Below are 19,335 nucleotides of genomic sequence, written 5' to 3' on the forward strand. Positions count from 1 at the left end.
GGCTATTGTCTTCTCCTCAATTCACGACCGGCTTGGCTGCTGCCGCCGTGTCCGGCGCCGGCTCGCGCCACGCCACGGCGAGGCCGTTGGAGTAACGCAGGTCGATGCTCTTGATATTCGCTAGTTCCGGCTTCAGCGCCTTCTCGTAGATGGCGGTGAAGCGACGTATTTTTTCAACCATGTTATCGCGGCCCACGAACAGCTCGATGTGCTCGCCGCCGTCGTTCACGGCCATGGAGACGAACCAGCTGCCACGCTCGCGCAGCTCCAGGCGCTGTACCGAGAAGCCCAGCGGACGCAACAGCTGGCTGATCACCTGATACTGCTGCATGACCTGCTGCTGGGCGCGCTGCGGCCCGGACAACTGCGGCAGGTGTTCGTAGTTGGCCAGTTCGCGTGGCTCGAACGCCTCACCGGCGTTGTTCAGCAAGGCGCCCTCGCCCCAGCGGGCGATCGGCAGTTGCTCGTCGAGGCGCACCAGCACCTGATCCGGCCAGACGCGGCGCACTTCGGCGTGGGCGATCCAGGGCATCCGCTCCAGTTCGCCACGCATACCGGCGAGATCGACGGTGAAGAAGCTCGCCGAAATGAACGGCGCGATGCGCTGTTGCACGGCCTGCTGGCTGATGTAGCTGAGGTCGCCTTCGACGCTGATCTTGGCGATCGGCCGGTCGGCGTATGGCAGCAGTTTCTGCGACAGCTCGTAGGCACCGAAGCCCAGGCCGATCAGCAGCAACGGCCAGCCGAGGCGCTTGACCAGGCTGAAGTTCGGCTTCGGCAAACGCTCGGACAGCGGCTGCTTGGCCACCATTCGGCTGGCGCCACGCGGCGGCGCCTTGCCGCGCAGAGGCGCGCGACCGATGGGCTGATGGGGATGACGCAGCAAGACGCCGTGCATGTCAGTACCTCGCCTCGAAGCTGTCGGCGAGGATCGACAGCACCAGTTGCTGGAAATCCAGTCCAGCCGCGCGGGCGGCCATCGGAACCAGGCTGTGGTCGGTCATGCCGGGAGCTGTGTTCACTTCGAGCAGCCAGAACTGGCCATCCTCGTCCTGCATCACGTCGACGCGCGCCCAACCCTGGGTGCCGACGGCTTCGCAGGCCTTCGCGGTGAGGGTCTTGAGCTCCTCTTCCTTGGCCGCGTCGAGGCCGCAGGGAATCCGGTACTGGGTGTCGGACGCCAGGTACTTGGCGTCGTAGTCGTAGAAAGAGTGCGGGGTGCCGAGGGCGATCGGCGGCAGAACCTCACCGCGCAACACGGCGATGGTGAACTCCGGACCGTGGATCCACTGTTCGACGAGAACCTGCGAATCGAACTGTTTGGCGGCCTGCCAGGCATCGATCAATGCATCGATGTCGTTCACCTTGGCCATGCCGATACTTGAACCTTCATGCGCGGGTTTGACGATCAAAGGGAAGCCCAGTTCCTTGGCCGCCGACCGGCAGTCGGATTCGTCGCGCAAAATCGCGTGATGCGGCGTCGGCAAGCCAAGGCTGGTCCACACCTGCTTGGTGCGCAGCTTGTCCATCGCCAGCGCGGAGGCGAGGATGCCGCTGCCGGTATAGGGGATTCCGGCGCACTCCAGCAGGCCCTGCATGGCGCCATCTTCGCCGCCGCGGCCATGGAGGATGATGAAGGCGCGGTCGATCTTTTCCTGCGCCAGGCGCTGCACGAAATCGGCGCCGACATCGATGCCGAAGGCGTCGACACCAGCCGCCTGCAGGGCGCCGAGCACCATCGCCCCGGATTTCAACGATACCTCGCGCTCGGCGCTCTGGCCCCCGAACAGCACGGCGACACGGCCAAAGGCTTTGGGATCGACGCGGTTCATTTCGAGGTCCTCTCGGCGGCGAACAGGGGGCTTTTCAGCAGTTGCGGGGCCAGCCCGCCAATGTCGCCGGCGCCTTGGCAAAGCAGGATGTCGCCCGCGCGCAGCAGCGGCTTGACCAGCGGCGCCAACTCGACGCCGCGCTCGATGTAGATCGGGTCCAGACGGCCGCGCTGGCGGATGCTGTGGCACAGGTTGCGCGCATCGGCACCGGGAATCGGTTCTTCGCCGGCCGGGTAGATTTCCATCAGCAACAGGACATTGGCGTCGCCGAGTACCTGGACGAAGTCGTCGTAGAGGTCGCGGGTGCGGGTATAGCGGTGCGGCTGGTAGACCATCACCAGGCGGCGCTCGGGCCAGCCGTCGCGTACCGCGGCGATCACCGCGGCGACTTCGCGCGGGTGGTGGCCGTAGTCGTCGACCAGCATCACGCTGCCGCCGTCCACCGGCAGTTCGCCGTAGACCTGGAAGCGCCGGCCTACGCCCTGGAAGTCGGACAGACCGCGCACGATGGCGTCGTCGTCGATGCCCTCGTCGCCGGCGATGGCGATGGTCGCCAGGGCGTTGAGCACGTTGTGCTTGCCGGGCATGTTGACCGAAACGGCCAGCGGTTCGTGATCCGGGCGCAGCACGGTGAAATGGGTCCGCATGCCTTCCTGGCGAACGTCGATCGCACGCACGTCGGCCGCATCGCCGAAGCCGTAGGTCACCGTCGGACGGGCGATCTGCGGGAGGATTTCGCGCACCACCGGGTCGTCGTTGCAGACCACGGCGAGGCCGTAGAACGGCAGGTTGTGGAGGAACTCGACGAAGGTCTTCTTCAGCTTGTTGAAGTCGCCTTCGTAGGTCGCCATGTGATCGGCGTCGATGTTGGTGACCACCGCGACCATCGGCTGCAGGTGCAGGAAGCTGGCGTCGCTCTCGTCGGCCTCGGCGATCAGGTAGCGGCTGCTGCCAAGCTGGGCATTGGTGCCGGCGGCGTTCAGGCGGCCACCGATGACGAAGGTCGGATCCAGACCGGCAGCGGCGAACACCGAGGCCAGCAGGCTGGTGGTGGTGGTCTTGCCGTGGGTGCCGGCGACCGCGATGCCATGGCGATAGCGCATCAGCTCGGCGAGCATCTCCGCACGCGGCACCACAGGAATACGCTGTTCCAGGGCCAGCGCGACCTCCGGGTTGCTGGTGTTCACCGCGCTGGAAACCACCAGCACATCGGCGCCCGCCACGTTGCCCGCCTGGTGACCGAGGAAGATTTCGGCACCGAAGCTCTGCAGGCGCTCGGTGACGGCCGAGGCTTTGAGGTCGGAGCCGGAGACTTCGTAGCCGAGGTTGAGCAGCACTTCGGCGATGCCGCACATGCCGGCGCCGCCGATGCCGACGAAGTGAACGCGGCGGATGCGGCGCATGCGCCGGACTTCGGCCTTGACCGCTGCGGGGGACTTAGCCATGGGCCACCTCCAGGCAGATATCCACCACGGCACGGGTGGCGTCGGGTTTGGCCAGGCGCCGGGCGATCGCGCCCATCGCCTCGAGTTTCTCGGGTTGCATCAAAACCTCGGTCAGCTGCGCGGCGAGCTTCGCCGCGTCGGTCGTAGCTTGCGGCAAAAGGACGGCAGCGCCCTCCCTCGCCAGATAGTCGGCATTACGGCTCTGGTGGTCGTCGATCGCGTGCGGCAGCGGGATCAGGAACGCCGGAAGCCCTGCGGCGGCCAGTTCGCTGACGGTCAGCGCGCCGGCGCGGCAGATCACCAAATCGGCCCAGGCGTAGGCGCGGGCCATGTCGGCGATGAACGGAGCGACCTGCGCGTCGACACCGGCCGCGCGATAGCGCTCGAGGGTGACATCGGCATGACGCTTGCCCGCCTGATGAAAGACTTCCGGACGCAGCTCGGTAGCCACCGAACCCAGCGCCTCTGGCAGCAGTTTGTTCAACGGTTCGGCGCCGAGACTGCCGCCGAGCACCAGCAGGCGCGGCTTGCGGCCGGCCAGCGTGTCGCGCGGGGTCTCCAGGAACAACTCCTCGCGCACCGGATTGCCGGTGGTACGGCGTTTGGCGGAGGTGCCGAAGGTGTTCGGAAAGGCCTCGCAGATGCGCACGGCGAGCGGCGCCAGCAGGCGGTTGGCGGTTCCGGCGACGGCGTTCTGTTCGTGGATGATCAGCGGCGAACCGCTCAGCCGCGCGGCGAGACCGCCGGGTCCGGTGACGTAGCCGCCAAGGCCGAGCACGCACACCGGGTTCAGTTGGCGAACCACCTTGCGCGCCTGCCACAGAGCGCGCAGCACTTGCAGCGGCGCCTTGAGCAGCGAGGCGAAACCCTTGCCGCGCAGGCCGCTGACCTGGATAAGGTGCAGCGGCAAGCCGGCCTGTGGCACCAGTTCGTTCTCGATGCCGTTGGGAGTGCCGAGCCAGTGCACGGCGTAGCCGCGCGCCTGGAATTCGCGGGCGCAGGCCAGCGCGGGGAATACGTGTCCGCCGGTGCCACCAGCCATGATCAATACGTTAGCGGCCATGCTATGGCTCCTCCTCGGCGAAATCCGCTTCGGAAAATTCCGTTTCCTCGCTGCCGAGCAGGCTGCGCCGCTCCCACTCGATACGCAGCAGCAGGCCGAGGCTGACGCAGCAGATCACCAGCGAGCTGCCGCCATAGCTGAGGAACGGCAGTGTCAGGCCCTTGGTCGGCAGCAGGCCGACGTTCACCCCGATGTTGATCAGGAACTGACCGATCCAGAGGAACGCCAGGCCGTAGGCCACGTAGGCGGCGAAAAACTGCTTGGCCTTCTCCGCCCACAGGCCGATGTACAGCGCGCGGGCGCTGACGAAGCAGAACAGCGCGACGGTCGCCAGCGCGCCGACCAGGCCGAGTTCCTCGGCGAGCACCGAGAAGACGAAGTCGGTGTGCGCCTCGGGCAGGTAGAACTGCTTCTGGATGCTGTTGCCCAGGCCCACGCCCAGCCACTCGCCGCGACCGAAGGCGATCAGCGCCTGGGTCAGCTGGTAGCCGGAGCCGAACTGGTCGGCCCAGGGATCGGTGAAGGTCACCAGGCGCGCCATCCGGTAAGGCTGCGCCTGCACCAGGACGAACACCGCGCCCACCGCCAGCGCGACCATCAGGCCGAAGCGGAACAACCCGACGCCGCCGAGAAAGAGCATCCCGGCCGCCGCGCCCATCATCACCACGGTGGCGCCGAAGTCGGGTTCCAGCAGCAGCAGGCCGGCCATCGGCAGCAGCACGATGAACGGCTTGAAGAAGCCCATCCAGCTCTCGCGAACCTCTTCCTGGCGTCGCACCAGGTAGCCGGCGAGGTAGATCACCACGAACAGCTTGGCGATTTCCGAGGGCTGCACGTTGAACATGCCGAACCCAATCCAGCGCATCGAGCCGTTCACTTCGCGGCCGATGCCCGGAATAAGCACCATCACCAGCAGTCCGATGGCGCCGAGCAGCAGCATGCCGCCCAGGCGCTGCCAGGTGGCCAGCGGGATCATCATCACCACCGCGCAGGCGACGAAGCCGATACCGAGGTAAACCAGGTGGCGGATCATGTGATAGAGCGGGTTGCCGGAGGACGCCGCGGCGACTTCCGAGGACGCCGAGGTGATCATCACCAGGCCGAGGCCGAGCAGCGCCAGGCAACCGGCGAGCAGCGGGAAATCCATGTCCATGCCGCGGCGGCTGGCCAGCGGCGATGGGTACGGGCGAAGGAAGCCGAAGAGTGCCTGGCTCATTGGCTCAGCCCTCCCACGGCCTGGGCGAACAGGCGTCCGCGCTCTTCGAAATTCTTGAACATGTCGAGGCTGGCGCAGGCCGGGGACAGCAGCACGGCATCACCCGGCAGGGCCAGTTCGGCGCTGCGCCGCACCGCCTCGTCGAGGCTCGCCACGCGTACCTGCGGCACACCTTCGCCCAGCGCGGCGCCGAGGCGTTCGGCGTCGCGACCGAGCAGCACCACCGCGCGGCAGAAACGTTGCACCGGCGCGCGCAGCGCGGAGAAATCGGCACCCTTGCCGTCGCCGCCGGCGATCAGCACCAGCTTGCCGTCGATGTCCGCGCCCAGGCCTTCGATGGCCGCCAGCGCGGCGCCGACGTTGGTCGCCTTGGAATCGTCGTAGTAATTCACCGCGGCGCGCTCGCCGACCCACTGGCAGCGATGCGCCAGACCGCCGAAGGCTTTCAGCGCCGCGAGCATGCTTTCCATCGGCAGGCTGACCGCATGACCGAGGGCCAGCGCCGCCAGCGCGTTGGACTGGTTGTGCGCGCCGCGGATCTTCAGGGCGCTGGCCGGCAGCAGGGGCTCGAACTGGAACGCCAGCCACTTCTCGCCGTCATGCTCGATCAGGCCGAAACCGCGGATGTCCGGTTTGCCCAGGCCGAAGGTCAGGCGCGGCAGGTCGTCCGCCACCAGCGGGCGCGACAGCGCGTCGTCGCGGTTCACCACCACCTGGCGTGCGCCACGGAAGATCCGGTGCTTGGCCAGGTGATAGGCCGGCAGCCCGCTGTAGCGGTCCATGTGGTCTTCGCTGACGTTGAGGCAGGTGGCCACTTCGGCATTCAGTTGTTCGGTGGTTTCCAGCTGGAAGCTGGACAACTCGATGACGTACAGCTCGACCGCATCGTCGAGCAGGTCCAGCGCCGGCTGGCCGAGGTTGCCGCCGACGGCGACGCGCTTGCCGGCCGCCACGGCCATCTCGCCGACCAGGGTAGTCACGGTGCTCTTGGCGTTCGAGCCGGTGATCGCCACGATCGGCGCCTTGGCGTGCCGGGCGAACAGCTGGATATCGCCGGACAGCGACACGCCACGCGCCTTCGCCGCCTGCAGCGCCGGGGTGGCGAGAGCCAGGCCGGGGCTCACGTAAAGCTCCTGGGCGCGGCAGAGGAAGTCCACGTCGAGCTCGCCGCAGCGCACTTGAACCTGCGGATACTCCGCCTGCAGGGTCGCCAGCTCCGGCGGATTCGCGCGCGTGTCGGCGACGGCGAAGGGCACCCCCTGGCGCGCGAGGAAGCGCACCAGGGACATGCCGCTCTTGCCGAGGCCGACAACGATGCGGAATTGGTCGGAAGCGATCAGGCTCATCGGTATCTCGTTCCTCAACGCAGCTTCAGGGTGGCGAGGCCAACCAGCACCAGGATCACGGTGATGATCCAGAAGCGCACGATCACGCGCGGTTCGGGCCAGCCCTTGAGTTCGAAGTGGTGGTGGATGGGCGCCATGCGGAACACGCGCTTGCCGGTCAATTTGAAGGAGGCGACCTGGATGATCACCGACAGGGTTTCCATGACGAACACCCCGCCCATGACGAACAGCACCACTTCCTGGCGGACGATCACGGCGATGGTGCCGAGCGCCGCGCCCAGCGCCAGCGCGCCGACGTCGCCCATGAAGACCTGCGCCGGGTAGGTGTTGAACCAGAGGAAACCAAGGCCGGCGCCGATCAGCGCGCCGCAGAAGATGATCAGCTCACCAGCGCCGGCGACGTAGGGAATCAGCAGGTACTCGGAAAAGTTCGTGTTGCCCGACAGGTAGCAGAAGATGCCAAGCGCGCCGCCGACCATCACGGTGGGCATGATCGCCAGACCGTCGAGGCCGTCGGTGAGGTTGACCGCGTTGCTCGAGCCGACGATGACGAAATAGGTCAGCACGACGAAACCGGCGCCCAGCGGAATGCCGACGCTCTTCACCATCGGCAGGATCAGCGTGGTTTCCACGGGGGCCTTGGCGGTGAGGAAAAGGAAGATCGCCGCGCTCAGGCCGAAAACCGACTGCCAGAAATACTTCCAGCGGCTCGGCAGCCCGCGCGAATTCTTCTCGATCACCTTGCGGTAGTCGTCGACCCAGCCAATGGCGCCGAACGCCAGCGTCACCAGCAACACGGTCCACACGTAGCGGTTCGACAGGTCGGCCCAGAGCAGCGTGCTGATGGTGATGGCCGAGAGGATCAGCGCACCGCCCATGGTCGGCGTGCCCTTCTTCGACAGGTGCGACTGCGGCCCGTCGTTGCGCACCGCCTGGCCGATCTGACGCAGTTGCAGGGTGCGGATCATCCACGGCCCCAGGCACAGCGCCAGCGACAGCGCGGTGAGCACGCCCAGGATGCCGCGCAGGGTCAGGTACTGGAATACCGCGAATCCCTTGTAGAACTGTTGCAGGTACTCCGCCAGCAGCAGCAGCATGATCAGTGTGCCTCCGTCGCGCACAGGGCCTGGACGACGTTTTCCATCGCCGCGCTACGCGAACCCTTGATGAGAATGGTGGTGTCCGCGGCCTGCTCGGCGCGGATCGCTTCGATCAGGCTGGCCTGATCGGGGAAATGCCGGCCCGCGGTGCCGAACGCGGCGACGGCGTGGGCCATGTTCGGGCCGACCGCATAGAGGGCGTCGGCCTTGCCGGCGGCATAGGCACCGACGTCGCGGTGGCCCTGCTCGGCCCACTGGCCCAATTCGCCGATGTCGCCCAGCGCCAGCACCTTGCGCCCGGCGAAACCGGCGAGGATGTCGATGGCGGCGAACATCGACGCCGGGTTGGCGTTGTAGGTGTCGTCGATCACGCGCACGCCGTTCGGTGCCAACTGCGCCACGGCGCGCCCCTTGACCGGCTGCACGCTCTGCAGGCCGGCGACGATCGACGTCAGCGGAATCTCCAGGGCGTGCGCGGCGGCGGCGGCGGCCAGGGCGTTGGCGACATTGTGCCGGCCGAGCAGGTTGAGCTGCACGCGCGCGGAGCCGGCCGGCCCGCGCAACGTGAACGCCGGGCAACCGCGCGCATCGCGCGACAGCGCGTCGGCATGGAAGTCGGCGCCGGCGTCGTTCAGTGCGAAGCTGATGACGCGGCGTCCGGCGGCGCGCGCCGTCCAGATGGCGAACGCCTTGTCGTCGCGGTTGAGTACGGCGATACCGTCCGCCGGCAGCCCTTCGAGGATCTCGCCCTTGGCTTCGACGATCTTGTCCGGACCGCCGAACTCGCCGACATGGGCCAGCCCGGCATTGTTGATGATCGCCACGCTCGGGCGGGTCAGGCCGACGGTGTAGGCGATTTCGCCCAGCCGCGAGGCGCCAAGTTCGATCACTGCCGCCTGGTGTTCCGCGCCCAACTCGAGCAGCGTCAGCGGCGCGCCGAGGTCGTTGTTCAGGTTGCCGCGGGTGGCCAGGGTCGGCCCCTGCACGCGAAGGATCGCGGCGAGCAGCTCCTTGACGCTGGTCTTGCCGCTGGAACCCGTGACTGCCGCGACCTGGCCGCCGAAGGCATCGCGGTTGAGCGCACCGAGGCAACCGAGCGCCAGCCGGGTATCCGCCACCAGCAGTTGCGGCAGCGGCGCGTCGGCCACTTCGCGCTGCACGAGGGCGGCGACCGCGCCTTTGACGGCAACTTCGGCGAGGTAATCGTGGCCGTCGAAATTCGGTCCGACCAGGGCGATGAACAGTTGCCCCGGCTGGATCGCGCGGCTGTCGCTGCTGACGGCGGCGAAACTGACGTCGTCGCCGATGAGCCGGGCGTTCAGCGCAGCGGCGACTTCGCTCAGGAAAAGCGGCTTAAGCATGGTTCTGCTCCCAGGCGGCCAGCGCAGCGGCGGCTTCCTGCAAGTCGGAGAACGGCTGGCGCACGCCGGCGATCTCCTGGTAATCCTCATGGCCCTTGCCGGCCAGCAGCACCACGTCGCCCGGCTTGGCGCCGGCGACCAGACGAGCGATGGCGGCGCCGCGGCCTTCGACGAATTCGGCGTCATCCGCCGCGCTGAAACCGGCACGGATGTCGTCGAGGATCGCCGCCGGGTTTTCGTTGCGCGGGTTGTCGTCGGTGACCACCACGCGATCGGCCAGGCGCTCGGCGATCGACGCCATCAGCGGGCGCTTGCCGCGGTCGCGATCGCCCCCGCAGCCGAACAGGCAGAGCAGCTCGCCCTGTACATGCGGGCGCAGCGCTTCGAGCACTTTTTCCAGCGCATCCGGCGTGTGCGCGTAGTCCACCACCAGCAGCGGCTGCGAGCCTCCACCCAGGCGCTGCATGCGCCCTACCGGACCTTGCAGATGCGGCATCACCGCGAGGATTTCGTCCAGCGGGTAATCCATGCCGAGCAGCGCGCCGACCACGGCGAGCAGGTTGCTCAGGTTGAAACGGCCAAGCAGCGAGCTGCGCAGCAGGCCTTCGCCGTGCGGCGTCACCAGCTCGGCGCGCACGCCTTCGTCGCTGAAACGCGCCTGGCGGCAATAAAGGTAGGCGGACGCATCGTCCAGGCTGTAGCCGATCAGGCGCGATTCGCCAGGTTGCGCGGCCAGCTCGCGGCCGAAGGCGTCGTCCAGATTCAGCACCCGGCAGCGCAGACCCGGCCAGGCGAACAGGCGCGCCTTGGCGGCGCCGTAGGCCTGCATGGTGCCGTGGTAGTCGAGGTGATCGCGGGACAGGTTGGTGAACACCGCGATGTCGAAGGCCAGCGCGGCCACGCGGCCCTGGTCCAGCCCGTGCGAGGACACTTCCATCGCCACCGCGCGAGCGCCGGCCTGCTTCAGGTTGGCCAGGGTGGCCTGTACCGAAACCGGATCGGGCGTGGTGTGGCGACCGCTTTCCAGGGCGTGGTGGAACCCATTGCCGAGGGTCCCGACGATGCCGCAACGCTCGCCGAGACGATCCAGCGCCTGGGCGATCAACTGGCTGACGCTGGTCTTGCCGTTGGTTCCGGTGACACCGATCAGGCGCATCGCGCGGCTCGGCTCGCCGTAGAACCGCCCGGCGATGGCCGAGAGCTGTGCGGAAAGGTTCCTCACCGGCAACAGCACCGCATCGCCCTCGGGCAGTGCCGGCGCGCCTTCGCTTTCGTAAGCGACGGCAGCGGCCCCACGGGCGATGGCGTCGGCGATATGGATGCGACCGTCCTGGCTCAGGCCTGGCACGGCGAGGAACAGGTCGCCGGCGCGCACGGTGCGGCTGTCCAGGGTCAGCTCGCGGATCATCGCGGGATGGCCGCTTTCGGGCAGCAGCTTGTTCAGGGGCATGGTCATCAGCCGCGACCTCCCTGGACGGTCTTCGCATCGGCAGCCTGCACCTCGGCGGGCGGCGGCAGGTTGTCCGGAGCGATGTTCATCAGACGCAGCGCGCCGGACATCACCCGGCTGAACACGGGCGCGGAGACCAGGCCACCGAAGTAGCCGCTCTTGCTCGGTTCGTCGATGACGATGGCCATGGCGATGCGCGGGTTGCTCATCGGGCCGAAGCCGGCGAACAGCGAGCGGTAGGCGTTCTCGGTGTAGCCCTTGGTGCCGACCGAGGCCTTGCGCGCGGTACCGCTCTTGCCGGCGACGTGGTAGCCCGGCACCTGCGCGCGATAGACGCCGCGGGGCGCCTCGATGACCTGCTGGAGCATGCCCTGCATGGTCTTGGCGACGTCCTCGGGGATTACCTGGGCGCTGTCCGGCGTGCGGTCGACGCGGGCCAGCGAGAGCGGCACGATGCGGCCGTTGTTGGCCAGCGTGGCGTAGGCGTGGACCAGTTGAATCGCCGTCACGGACAAACCGTAACCATATGAGAGGGTGGCGGTCTCGGCCTGTTTCCACTCGCGATGGCTGGGCAGGTTGCCGACGCGCTCGCCGGGGAACCCGAGGCCGGTGTCCTGGCCGAAGCCGACTTTCTGCATCATGTCGTGGATGGCTTCGCCGCCGATGTCGAAGGCGACCTTGCTCATGCCGACGTTGCTGGAGTTGATCAGGATGCCGGTCAGGTCGAGGGTGCGGCCCTCGGTCTTCGACACGTCCTTGATGGTGTAGCGGCCGATCTGCAGCGATCCCGGCCAGACGTCGACGGTGTCGCTGGGTTTCCAGCGACCGCTCTGCAGCGCGGCGCTCATCGACAGCGGCTTCATCGTCGAGCCGGGCTCGAACACGTCGATCATCGCCCGGTTGCGCATGGCGGCCGGCTGCAGGTTGCGGCGGTTGTTCGGGTTGTAGGTGGGCTGGTTGACCATGGCCAGGATTTCGCCGGTCTTCACGTCGACCATCACCAGGCTGCCGGCCTTGGCGCCGAACTCGACCAGCGCATTGCGCAGCTCGCGGTGCGCCAGGTACTGCAGACGCAGGTCGATGGACAACGACAGCGCCTTGCCGGCCTTGGCGTTGCGGGTAACTTGCAGATCGCGGATCAGGTGGCCGCGGCGGTCCTTGAGCACCTGGCGCTTGCCCGGCACGCCGGCCAGCCATTGATCGAAGGACAGTTCGACACCCTCGCGACCGCGATCATCCACGTCGGTGAAGCCGACCACGTGGGCGGTGACTTCGCCCGCCGGATAGAAGCGGCGGAATTCTTCGATGGAGTAGACGCCCGGCACCTTGAGGTCGAGCACGCTCTGCCCCTGCTCGGGCGTCAGGCCACGCACCAGGTACATGAATTCGCGGTCGGCACTCTGCGCCAGGCGCTCGCTGAACGCCTTCGGCTCCTGGCCGAGTGCCGCGGCGAGGGCCGGCCACTGGTCACGCGCGGCCTGCAGTTCCTTGCCGTTGGCCCACAGCGTGGTTACTGGCGTACTGACCGCCAGCGGCTCGCCGTTGCGGTCGGTGACCAGCCCGCGGTGCGCCGGGATCGGCATGGTACGAACGCTGCGCGCGTCGCCCTGCCCCTGGAGGAAGTCGTGGTCGAACACGTGCAGGTCGACGATGCGCCAGACGATGGCCGCCACCATCAGGCCGAGCAGCGCCAGCACCAGGCGGAAACGCCAGGGATAGAGCGCGCCTTCGAGGCCGGTCATGGCGCCACCAGACGGATTTCAGCGGCCTGCGGAACGCGCATTTTGAGCTGTTCGGTGGCCAGGGTTTCGATACGGTTGTGCGCCGTCCAGGTGCTTTGCTCGAGGATCAGGCGGCCCCACTCGGCCTGCGCCTTGTCGCGAACGCTGAGTTCGGCATAGAGCGAATTGAGCAGCAGGCGATTCCAGTGCGCGCTGTAGGACACCGCGATCGCCGACACCAGCACGCCGATGAACAGAATCAGCATCAGCAGGCTGCCGGTCGGCAACGGCTTGGAGAACGAACGGCTCATCGCAGTTTCTCCGCGACGCGCATCACCGCGCTGCGGGAGCGCGGGTTGGCCTTGGTCTCGGCGTCGGAAGCGTACTGCGGCTTGCCGAGCAGCTTCAGGCGCGGCTCGAAGGCCTTTGGAATGATCGGCAGGTCGCGCGGTAGCTTGTCCGCTTCGCCCTTGGCGTGCTTGCGCATGAACTGCTTGACGATGCGGTCCTCGAGCGAATGGAAGCTGATCACCACCAGCTTGCCGCCGACTTCGAGGGCTTCCAGCGCTGCGTCGAGGCCGCGCTCGAGATCGCCGAGCTCGTTGTTGATATGGATGCGCAGGCCCTGGAAGGCACGGGTCGCCGGGTTCTTGCCCTTCTCCCAGGCTGGGTTGGCCTCGGTCAGCACGGCAGCCAGGTCCCCGGTACGGGTGAACGGCGTCTGTTCGCGACGCTGCACGACGGCGCGCGCCATGCGCTTGGCGAAGCGCTCCTCGCCGTAGTCCTTGAACACGCGGGCGATTTCTTCGTCGCTGGCGGTGGCGATGAACTGGGCCGCACTGATGCCGCGGCTCGGGTCCATGCGCATGTCCAGCGGACCGTCGTTCAGAAAGCTGAAACCACGCTCCGGGTCGTCCAGTTGTGGCGAGGAAACCCCGAGGTCCAGCAGGATGCCGGCGACCTTGCCGTCCAGCCCGCGAGCCCGGACCTCATCGCCCATTTCGGCAAAGCTGCGTTGTACAACGACGAAGCGGCCGTCTTCGGCCGCTAGCGTTTGTCCCGTGGCGATCGCCAGTGGGTCCTTATCGAAGCCCAGTAGACGCCCGCTCGAGTCGAGTTTTTCCAGGATCAGCCGGCTGTGTCCGCCACGCCCAAAGGTGCCATCGATATAGCAGCCACCCACGCGGACATCGAGGCTGTCGACGGCCTCGTGCAGCAGTACGGTGATATGGCGAAAGTCGCTGGTCATCAGGCTCACAGGATCAGGTCACGCAGTTCGTCCGGCAGCGCGCCGGGTTGTTTGAGAGCGGCGAGATCGGCGTCGGAAACCGCGTTCCAGGCGTCCTCATCCCACAGCTGGAATTTGTTCAGTTGACCCACCAGCATCGCGCGCTTGTCCAGCTTGGCGTACTCGCGCAGACGCGGCGGAACCAGGAAGCGACCGCTGCCATCGAGCTCGAGATCCACCGCGTTACCAATCAGCAGGCGCTGCAGGCGACGGTTCTCTTCACGCAGGGAAGGCAGCTCACGCAGCTTGGTTTCGATCAGTTCCCATTCGGGAAGGGGGTAGACACAGAGGCAGGGGTCCACGGCGTCGATGGTCACGATGAGCTGGCCAGAGCAACGCGAAACGAGCTCGTCACGATACCGGCTCGGCATCGCGAGTCGCCCTTTGGCGTCGAGACTGATGGCGTTAGCTCCGCGGAACAAGGTTGCGCTTCCCCAATAATTAGCTTTCCGTGCCCAAATAACCCACTTCGTGCCACTTCGTACCACTTCCGCACACTATAGAAATGCACGCACCCCACCGTCAAGGCACGCAAAGAGGTAAAAAACCCTTATGTGTCGGTGATTTAGAGATAAGAAGTCGGAGTTGGGACGAGCCCGGAAGAGGGATAAGGCTTAAATAGCGAATACGCGCAAGAACCTGAACTTCAAACTTAAAGTGATTTATTAAGAGTGGGCTCTTGCGGCGATCTGACAGGCGGGGAATACGGCAGAAAAAGAGGTGGAGAGTCGATCTGTAAGCCGGGTTCTGTCGAGGACAGTCATTCCTCTACGACGTACATCGCTGCACGCCTTTAGCAACCTACCCGGTTCCAGCGCGGGCCACGCCAATGGAACCCTATTTGGTCTTGCTCCGAGTGGGGTTTACCTAGCCACGGACTGTTGCCAGCCGTGCGGTGCGCTCTTACCGCACCTTTTCACCCTTACCGGCGCCGAAGCGCTTAGGCGGTTATTTTCTGTGGCACTTTCCGTAGGCTCACGCCTCCCAGGAGTTACCTGGCACTCCGCCCTATGGAGCCCGGACTTTCCTCCCTCCCATATTGCGGAACAATATGGAACAGCGACTGTCCGATCGACTCTCCGCCGGCAAGGGTATCTGCAGGCCGGATAACGAACAAGCCCAGTTTTACTTCTGGCGCTCGAGCGCGACCTGGTAAAGCAGGTTCTTGCGCACGCCCGTGATCTCCGCCGCCAGCGCCGCGGCCCGCTTGAGCGGCAGCTCGCCAAGCAGGAGATCGAGCACCCGCAAGGCTTCCGCGCTCACCGCGTCCTCACCTTCCGGCGCTTGCCATCCGGAAACCAGCACCACGCACTCGCCGCGCTGCTGGTTGCTGTCCGCCGCGATCCACTCGTGCAATTCGACCAGCGGCAGCCCCCTGATGGTCTCGAAGGTCTTGGTCAACTCTCGCGCCAGCACGGCCTGGCGCTCGTCGCCGAACACCGCCCGCATGTCCTCGACACACTCGAGAATGCGGTGCGGCGCCTCGTAGAAGATCAGCGTGCGCGACTCTTCCTTGACCTGCTCAAGGCGCGCGCGCCGGGCGGCCCCTTTGGCCGGCAGGAAACCCTCGAAGATGAAGCGATCCGACGGCAGTCCCGCCGCGGACAGTCCGGCAATCAGCGCGCAGGCGCCCGGCACCGGCACCACGGCAATTCCCGCCGCACGCACCTGGCGCACCAGGTGGAATCCCGGATCGGAAATCAGCGGCGTTCCGGCGTCGGAGATCAACGCGACATCCTCACCGGCCTGCAAACGCGTGAGGAAGCGCCCCCCATGCTCGCGCTCGTTGTGCTCGTGGCAGGCCGCCAGCGGTGTGGAGATGCCGAAGTGTTGCATCAGCCGCGCGGAATGCCGAGTGTCCTCGGCCGCGATCAGCGCAACGTCACGCAGGATGTCCAACGCACGGGCGCTGATGTCATCCAGATTGCCGATCGGCGTGGCGACCACATAGAGCGTACCGAACTGGGAATCCCGGGCAGCGGAAGTTGTCACAACACACCTCGCCATTGGCGCAAAAGCGCGCATTGTAGCCCGTTTCAGGCACCCGACATCGCACCACCGGGAGCCCTTGGGTACAATTCGCCCCTCTCTCGTACGAGCAACGGAAACGCTTACATGATTGCCTGCCTGCGTCCGCTCTCAGCACTCTGCATCGCCGCCCTTCTGGCCGCCTGCGCCAGCCAGCCCACCTCCAACCTCGGCGAGTTGCCACGCACACCGCAGGCCAGCATCGAACAGCTCCTTCAGCAGGCAGGCTCCGCCAAGCCGGAAGAAGCTGCTTCGCTGAGACTGTCGGCAGCCGACCTGGCGTACCGACAGAACAACCCCGAGCGCGCCGCACAGATCCTCGATCAGGTTTCGTTGGAGAACCTCAAACCGGCGCAGCAGATCTACGCCAGCACCCTGGCGGCCGAGCTCTCCTTGGCGCGCGGCCAGCCGAAGTCGGCGCTCAAAGCCCTCGAGCATCCGAGCCTGCAACGCCTGGGCGAGCTTCCGGTTGAGCAACAGACCCGCACCCAGATGGTCCGTGCCCAGGCGCTGCAGGCCGATGGTCAGGTCCTCGCTGCGGCGCGCGAGCGCGTGTTCATCGCCCCTCTATTGTCGGGACAACAAGCCAGCGACAACCATGAGGCGATCTGGACAATGGTCTCCAGCCTGCCGGACGACCAACTGCAACCGACCGCCGACGCCGATCTCGACGGCTGGCTGGCATTGGTCCGCGCCACCAAGCCGGCCGGCACGCTGCAACAGCAGAAGGCGGCGATCAGTGCCTGGCAAGCCCAGCATCCACAGCACCCGGCGGCTCAGCACCTGCCCGAGGCGCTGGTCAAGCTGCAGCAACTGGCCGATCAACCGCTGACCAAGGTCGCCCTGCTGCTGCCCCAGCAAGGCCAACTGGCCTCCGTGGCCCGCGCGCTGCGCGATGGCTTCCTGGCAGCCCAGTTCGAAGCCCAGCAGGCTGGGCAGAATCCGCCCCAGGTGACCTTCTACGACAGCGCGCAACTGACCTCGATGGATGCGTTTTACCGCCAGGCGCAGGCCGATGGCGTGCAGCTGGTGATCGGCCCGCTGGAGAAGCCGCTGGTCAAGCAACTGGGCGAACGCCAGCAACTGCCGCTGACCACCCTCGCGCTCAACTACAGCGACCTTGCCCAGGCAGGCCCGCCGCAGCTGTTCCAGTTCGGCCTCGCCGCCGAGGATGAAGCCCGCGAAGTCTCGCGTCGCGCCTGGCAGGACGGCATGCGCCGTGCCGTGGCACTGGTGCCGCGCGGGGAGTGGGGTGATCGCGTGCTCGATGCCTTCCGCCAGAGCTGGCAGGCCGCGGGTGGCACCCTGATCGCCGCCGAGCGGGTCGACCAGCCGGTGCAGTTGGCGCAGCAGATCGCCGACCTGTTCCAGCTTCGGCAGAGCGAAGCGCGGGCCAAGCGCCTGCAGAGCGCACTGGGCGTCGAGGTGGCGGCGCAGCCCTCGCGCCGCGCCGACGTAGACTTCATCTTCCTCGCCGCCACGCCGCAGCAGGCCCAGCAGATCAAGCCGACACTGACATTCCAGTACGCCGGCGACGTCCCGGTATACGCGACGTCCCACGTCTATTCCGGCAACAACGATCAGACGCAGTACCTGGACCTGAATGGCATCCGCTTCTGCGAAACACCTTGGCTGCTCGATACCGGCAACGCACTCCGCCAGCAGGTGAGCAGCCAGTGGCCGCAAGCCTCCGGCAGCCTGGGCCGGCTCTACGCGATGGGCGCCGACGCCTATCGCCTGGCGCCTCACCTGGGCCAGTTGAAGGCGCTGCCGGAAAGCAGCATCGACGGCCTGTCCGGCCGCCTGCACCTGAATCCACAGCAGCGCATCGAACGTCAATTGCCCTGGGCAGAATTCCGCGACGGCCGCGTCCAGCGCCTTCCGGACGACACATATTGAGCGACGGTCCCGATCGCCAGGCCAGCGGCCGCAGCGCCGAAGCCAGAGCGCTCCAGCACCTGCAACGCCAGGGCCTGCGGCTGCTGGCGCAGAACTGGTCGTGCCGCCGCGGAGAGCTCGATCTGGTCATGCTCGACGGCGATACAGTAGTATTCGTCGAAGTGCGCTACAGGCGTTACGACGCCTGGGGCGGCGCACTGGAGAGCGTGGACGCACGCAAACGCGCCAAGCTCGTCAGTGCAGCCGAGCACTTCCTGCAAAAGGAGTCGCGCTGGAGCAGGCATCCCTGTCGTTTCGACGTGATCGCCATCCGCGCCGGCAGCAATCTCCCTACGGATCTGAACTGGGTCCGCAACGCCTTCGATACCTGAAACGGCCGCCAACTGAAGGTCACTTTCCGATGGACATGCAATCCCGAATTCGCCAGCACTTCCAGGCCAGCATTGAGACCAAGCAGCAGGCCATGGACGTTCTGATTCCGAGCATCGAACAGGCCAGCCAGGCGATGGTTCACGCCCTGCTCAACGAGGGGAAGATCCTCACCTGCGGCAACGGCGGCTCCGCCGGTGACGCCCAGCACTTCTCCTCGGAACTGCTCAACCGTTTCGAGCGCGAGCGCCCCAGCCTTCCGGCGGTGGCGCTGACCACCGACACCTCGACGATCACCTCAATAGCCAATGATTACAGCTACAACGAGATTTTCTCCAAGCAGATACGCGCCCTGGGTCAGCCCGGCGACGTGCTCCTGGCAATCTCCACCAGCGGCAACTCGGCCAACGTCATCCAGGCGATCCAGGCGGCTCACGACCGCGAGATGCAGGTCGTGGCTCTGACCGGGCGCGACGGCGGCGGTATGGCCTCGCTACTACTGCCGGAAGACGTGGAGATTCGCGTACCGGCGAAAGTTACCGCGCGCATTCAGGAGGTCCACCTGCTGGTGATCCACTGCCTGTGCGACCAGATCGACAGTCAACTGTTCGGGAGTGAAGAATGATCCGGCAACGCCTTTCCCTGCTCGCCATCGCCCTCTGCCTGAGCGTGAGTGGTTGCAGCTCCGTACTCACGGCCACCCGCGACAAGCCTATAGACGACGATCGCGGTACGCGCACCATCGGCAGCAAGATCGATGACTCGCTGATCGAAACCAAAGCCGCGGTGAACATCGCCAAGGCCAACCCCGATCTCGACCAGAACTCGCACATTGTCGTCGCCAGCTACAACGGCGTCGTCCTGCTGGCCGGGCAAACGCCCCGAGCCGACCTGAAGAACCTTGCCGAGCAATCCGCCGCCGCCGTGCAGCGCGTCAAGCGCGTACACAACGAACTGCAGGTGCTCCCGCCCTCTTCCGCCCTGGCCCGCAGCAACGACTCCTGGCTCACCACCAAGATCAAGACGCAGATGCTCACCGACAGCGTGATCCCCGGCTCGCGAATCAAGGTGATCACCGAAAACGGCATCGTCTACCTGCTGGGCCTGGTGACCCACCAGGAAGCCAACCTGGCCACCAACAAGGTGCAGAGCGTTTCCGGCGTGCAGAAGATCGTCAAACTCTTCGAGTACATCGACTAGCAAGGTGCAGGCATGAA

Annotated in this window: 18 protein-coding genes and 1 other RNA gene; 4 read left to right on the forward strand and 15 right to left on the reverse strand. The window is 66.4% G+C overall.

Features of this window, described 5'->3' with window-relative positions:
* Window positions 1-16: 16 nt before the first annotated feature.
* The 15 genes from QMX85_RS14300 to rsmI form a co-directional block, all read right to left on the reverse strand.
* The gene (locus tag QMX85_RS14300) at window positions 17-898 is read right to left on the reverse strand and encodes a cell division protein FtsQ/DivIB (protein WP_090226572.1); all 882 of its coding nucleotides are present in this window, start codon (window positions 896-898) and stop codon (window positions 17-19) included.
* 1 nt (window position 899) lies between these two features.
* Window positions 900-1,832 (reverse strand): D-alanine--D-alanine ligase, encoded by a 933-nt coding sequence (locus QMX85_RS14305; protein WP_282341930.1) that lies wholly within the window; start codon window positions 1,830-1,832, stop codon window positions 900-902.
* Window positions 1,829-3,277, reverse strand: coding sequence for a UDP-N-acetylmuramate--L-alanine ligase (gene murC / locus QMX85_RS14310; RefSeq protein WP_282341931.1), 1,449 nt, complete (start codon window positions 3,275-3,277; stop codon window positions 1,829-1,831). The genes QMX85_RS14305 and murC overlap by 4 nt, the downstream gene beginning before the upstream one ends.
* Window positions 3,270-4,340 (reverse strand): undecaprenyldiphospho-muramoylpentapeptide beta-N-acetylglucosaminyltransferase, encoded by a 1,071-nt coding sequence (murG, locus tag QMX85_RS14315; protein ID WP_282341932.1) that lies wholly within the window; start codon window positions 4,338-4,340, stop codon window positions 3,270-3,272. The genes murC and murG overlap by 8 nt, the downstream gene beginning before the upstream one ends.
* Window position 4,341: 1 nt before the next feature.
* Window positions 4,342-5,556, reverse strand: a complete 1,215-nt coding sequence (gene ftsW, locus QMX85_RS14320; RefSeq protein WP_282341934.1) for a putative lipid II flippase FtsW — start codon at window positions 5,554-5,556, stop codon at window positions 4,342-4,344.
* Complete coding sequence (gene murD / locus QMX85_RS14325) at window positions 5,553-6,902, reverse strand: UDP-N-acetylmuramoyl-L-alanine--D-glutamate ligase (RefSeq protein ID WP_282341936.1); 1,350 nt, start codon at window positions 6,900-6,902, stop codon at window positions 5,553-5,555. The genes ftsW and murD overlap by 4 nt, the downstream gene beginning before the upstream one ends.
* 14 nt (window positions 6,903-6,916) lie before the next feature.
* Complete coding sequence (gene mraY / locus QMX85_RS14330; protein WP_282341938.1) at window positions 6,917-7,999, reverse strand: phospho-N-acetylmuramoyl-pentapeptide-transferase; 1,083 nt, start codon at window positions 7,997-7,999, stop codon at window positions 6,917-6,919.
* Window positions 8,000-8,001: 2 nt separating this feature from the next.
* Window positions 8,002-9,363: a UDP-N-acetylmuramoyl-tripeptide--D-alanyl-D-alanine ligase gene (gene murF, locus QMX85_RS14335; protein ID WP_282341940.1), complete on the reverse strand. Its 1,362-nt coding sequence runs from the start codon at window positions 9,361-9,363 to the stop codon at window positions 8,002-8,004.
* On the reverse strand, window positions 9,356-10,819 hold the full coding sequence (locus tag QMX85_RS14340; RefSeq protein WP_282341942.1) for a UDP-N-acetylmuramoyl-L-alanyl-D-glutamate--2,6-diaminopimelate ligase: 1,464 nt from the start codon (window positions 10,817-10,819) through the stop codon (window positions 9,356-9,358). Before QMX85_RS14340 ends, murF begins: the two co-directional genes overlap by 8 nt.
* Window positions 10,819-12,555, reverse strand: coding sequence for a penicillin-binding protein 2 (locus QMX85_RS14345; RefSeq protein WP_282341944.1), 1,737 nt, complete (start codon window positions 12,553-12,555; stop codon window positions 10,819-10,821). Before QMX85_RS14345 ends, QMX85_RS14340 begins: the two co-directional genes overlap by 1 nt.
* Window positions 12,552-12,845 carry a cell division protein FtsL gene (ftsL, locus tag QMX85_RS14350; RefSeq protein WP_090226546.1) on the reverse strand — a complete coding sequence of 98 codons (294 nt, stop codon included), beginning with the start codon at window positions 12,843-12,845 and terminating at the stop codon, window positions 12,552-12,554. Before ftsL ends, QMX85_RS14345 begins: the two co-directional genes overlap by 4 nt.
* Window positions 12,842-13,783 carry a 16S rRNA (cytosine(1402)-N(4))-methyltransferase RsmH gene (gene rsmH, locus QMX85_RS14355; protein WP_282341947.1) on the reverse strand — a complete coding sequence of 314 codons (942 nt, stop codon included), beginning with the start codon at window positions 13,781-13,783 and terminating at the stop codon, window positions 12,842-12,844. Before rsmH ends, ftsL begins: the two co-directional genes overlap by 4 nt.
* Window positions 13,784-13,788: 5 nt before the next feature.
* Window positions 13,789-14,244, reverse strand: coding sequence for a division/cell wall cluster transcriptional repressor MraZ (gene mraZ / locus QMX85_RS14360; protein ID WP_090226541.1), 456 nt, complete (start codon window positions 14,242-14,244; stop codon window positions 13,789-13,791).
* A 298-nt stretch (window positions 14,245-14,542) separates the two neighbouring features.
* Window positions 14,543-14,901, reverse strand: an RNA gene (gene rnpB / locus QMX85_RS14365) — RNase P RNA component class A.
* Between the two features lie 46 nt (window positions 14,902-14,947).
* Window positions 14,948-15,814, reverse strand: coding sequence for a 16S rRNA (cytidine(1402)-2'-O)-methyltransferase (gene rsmI / locus QMX85_RS14370; protein ID WP_282341949.1), 867 nt, complete (start codon window positions 15,812-15,814; stop codon window positions 14,948-14,950).
* Window positions 15,815-15,937: 123 nt separating this feature from the next.
* On the opposite strand from rsmI, the gene QMX85_RS14375 reads away from it, so the two are divergent.
* From QMX85_RS14375 to QMX85_RS14390, 4 genes are read left to right on the forward strand one after another with little or no spacing between them, the layout of a single operon-like run.
* The gene (locus QMX85_RS14375) at window positions 15,938-17,749 is read left to right on the forward strand and encodes a penicillin-binding protein activator (protein WP_282341951.1); all 1,812 of its coding nucleotides are present in this window, start codon (window positions 15,938-15,940) and stop codon (window positions 17,747-17,749) included.
* Window positions 17,746-18,120, forward strand: a complete 375-nt coding sequence (locus tag QMX85_RS14380) for a YraN family protein (RefSeq protein WP_282341953.1) — start codon at window positions 17,746-17,748, stop codon at window positions 18,118-18,120. The genes QMX85_RS14375 and QMX85_RS14380 overlap by 4 nt, the downstream gene beginning before the upstream one ends.
* Before the next feature lie 29 nt (window positions 18,121-18,149).
* Complete coding sequence (locus QMX85_RS14385; protein ID WP_090226530.1) at window positions 18,150-18,743, forward strand: phosphoheptose isomerase; 594 nt, start codon at window positions 18,150-18,152, stop codon at window positions 18,741-18,743.
* A complete protein-coding gene (locus QMX85_RS14390; RefSeq protein ID WP_090226527.1) occupies window positions 18,740-19,318 on the forward strand; it encodes a BON domain-containing protein in 579 nt (192 codons plus the stop codon). Before QMX85_RS14385 ends, QMX85_RS14390 begins: the two co-directional genes overlap by 4 nt.
* Window positions 19,319-19,335: the final 17 nt, after the last annotated feature.

Origin of the sequence: Pseudomonas sp. PS02288, from assembly GCF_029959715.1 — a bacterium.
Lineage (GTDB): Bacteria > Pseudomonadota > Gammaproteobacteria > Pseudomonadales > Pseudomonadaceae > Pseudomonas_O > Pseudomonas_O kuykendallii.

Coding starts and splice junctions, on each gene's coding strand:
- ftsW (WP_282341934.1), bottom strand. CDS start 5,556: ATGAGCCAGGCACTCTTCGGCTTCCTTCGCCCGTACCCATCGCCGCTG.
- rsmH (WP_282341947.1), bottom strand. CDS start 13,783: ATGACCAGCGACTTTCGCCATATCACCGTACTGCTGCACGAGGCCGTC.
- mraY (WP_282341938.1), bottom strand. CDS start 7,999: ATGCTGCTGCTGCTGGCGGAGTACCTGCAACAGTTCTACAAGGGATTC.
- murG (WP_282341932.1), bottom strand. CDS start 4,340: ATGGCCGCTAACGTATTGATCATGGCTGGTGGCACCGGCGGACACGTA.
- murF (WP_282341940.1), bottom strand. CDS start 9,363: ATGCTTAAGCCGCTTTTCCTGAGCGAAGTCGCCGCTGCGCTGAACGCC.
- QMX85_RS14385 (WP_090226530.1), top strand. CDS start 18,150: ATGGACATGCAATCCCGAATTCGCCAGCACTTCCAGGCCAGCATTGAG.
- QMX85_RS14390 (WP_090226527.1), top strand. CDS start 18,740: ATGATCCGGCAACGCCTTTCCCTGCTCGCCATCGCCCTCTGCCTGAGC.
- QMX85_RS14345 (WP_282341944.1), bottom strand. CDS start 12,555: ATGACCGGCCTCGAAGGCGCGCTCTATCCCTGGCGTTTCCGCCTGGTG.
- murC (WP_282341931.1), bottom strand. CDS start 3,277: ATGGCTAAGTCCCCCGCAGCGGTCAAGGCCGAAGTCCGGCGCATGCGC.
- QMX85_RS14300 (WP_090226572.1), bottom strand. CDS start 898: ATGCACGGCGTCTTGCTGCGTCATCCCCATCAGCCCATCGGTCGCGCG.
- QMX85_RS14305 (WP_282341930.1), bottom strand. CDS start 1,832: ATGAACCGCGTCGATCCCAAAGCCTTTGGCCGTGTCGCCGTGCTGTTC.
- ftsL (WP_090226546.1), bottom strand. CDS start 12,845: ATGAGCCGTTCGTTCTCCAAGCCGTTGCCGACCGGCAGCCTGCTGATG.
- QMX85_RS14340 (WP_282341942.1), bottom strand. CDS start 10,819: ATGACCATGCCCCTGAACAAGCTGCTGCCCGAAAGCGGCCATCCCGCG.
- QMX85_RS14375 (WP_282341951.1), top strand. CDS start 15,938: ATGATTGCCTGCCTGCGTCCGCTCTCAGCACTCTGCATCGCCGCCCTT.
- murD (WP_282341936.1), bottom strand. CDS start 6,902: ATGAGCCTGATCGCTTCCGACCAATTCCGCATCGTTGTCGGCCTCGGC.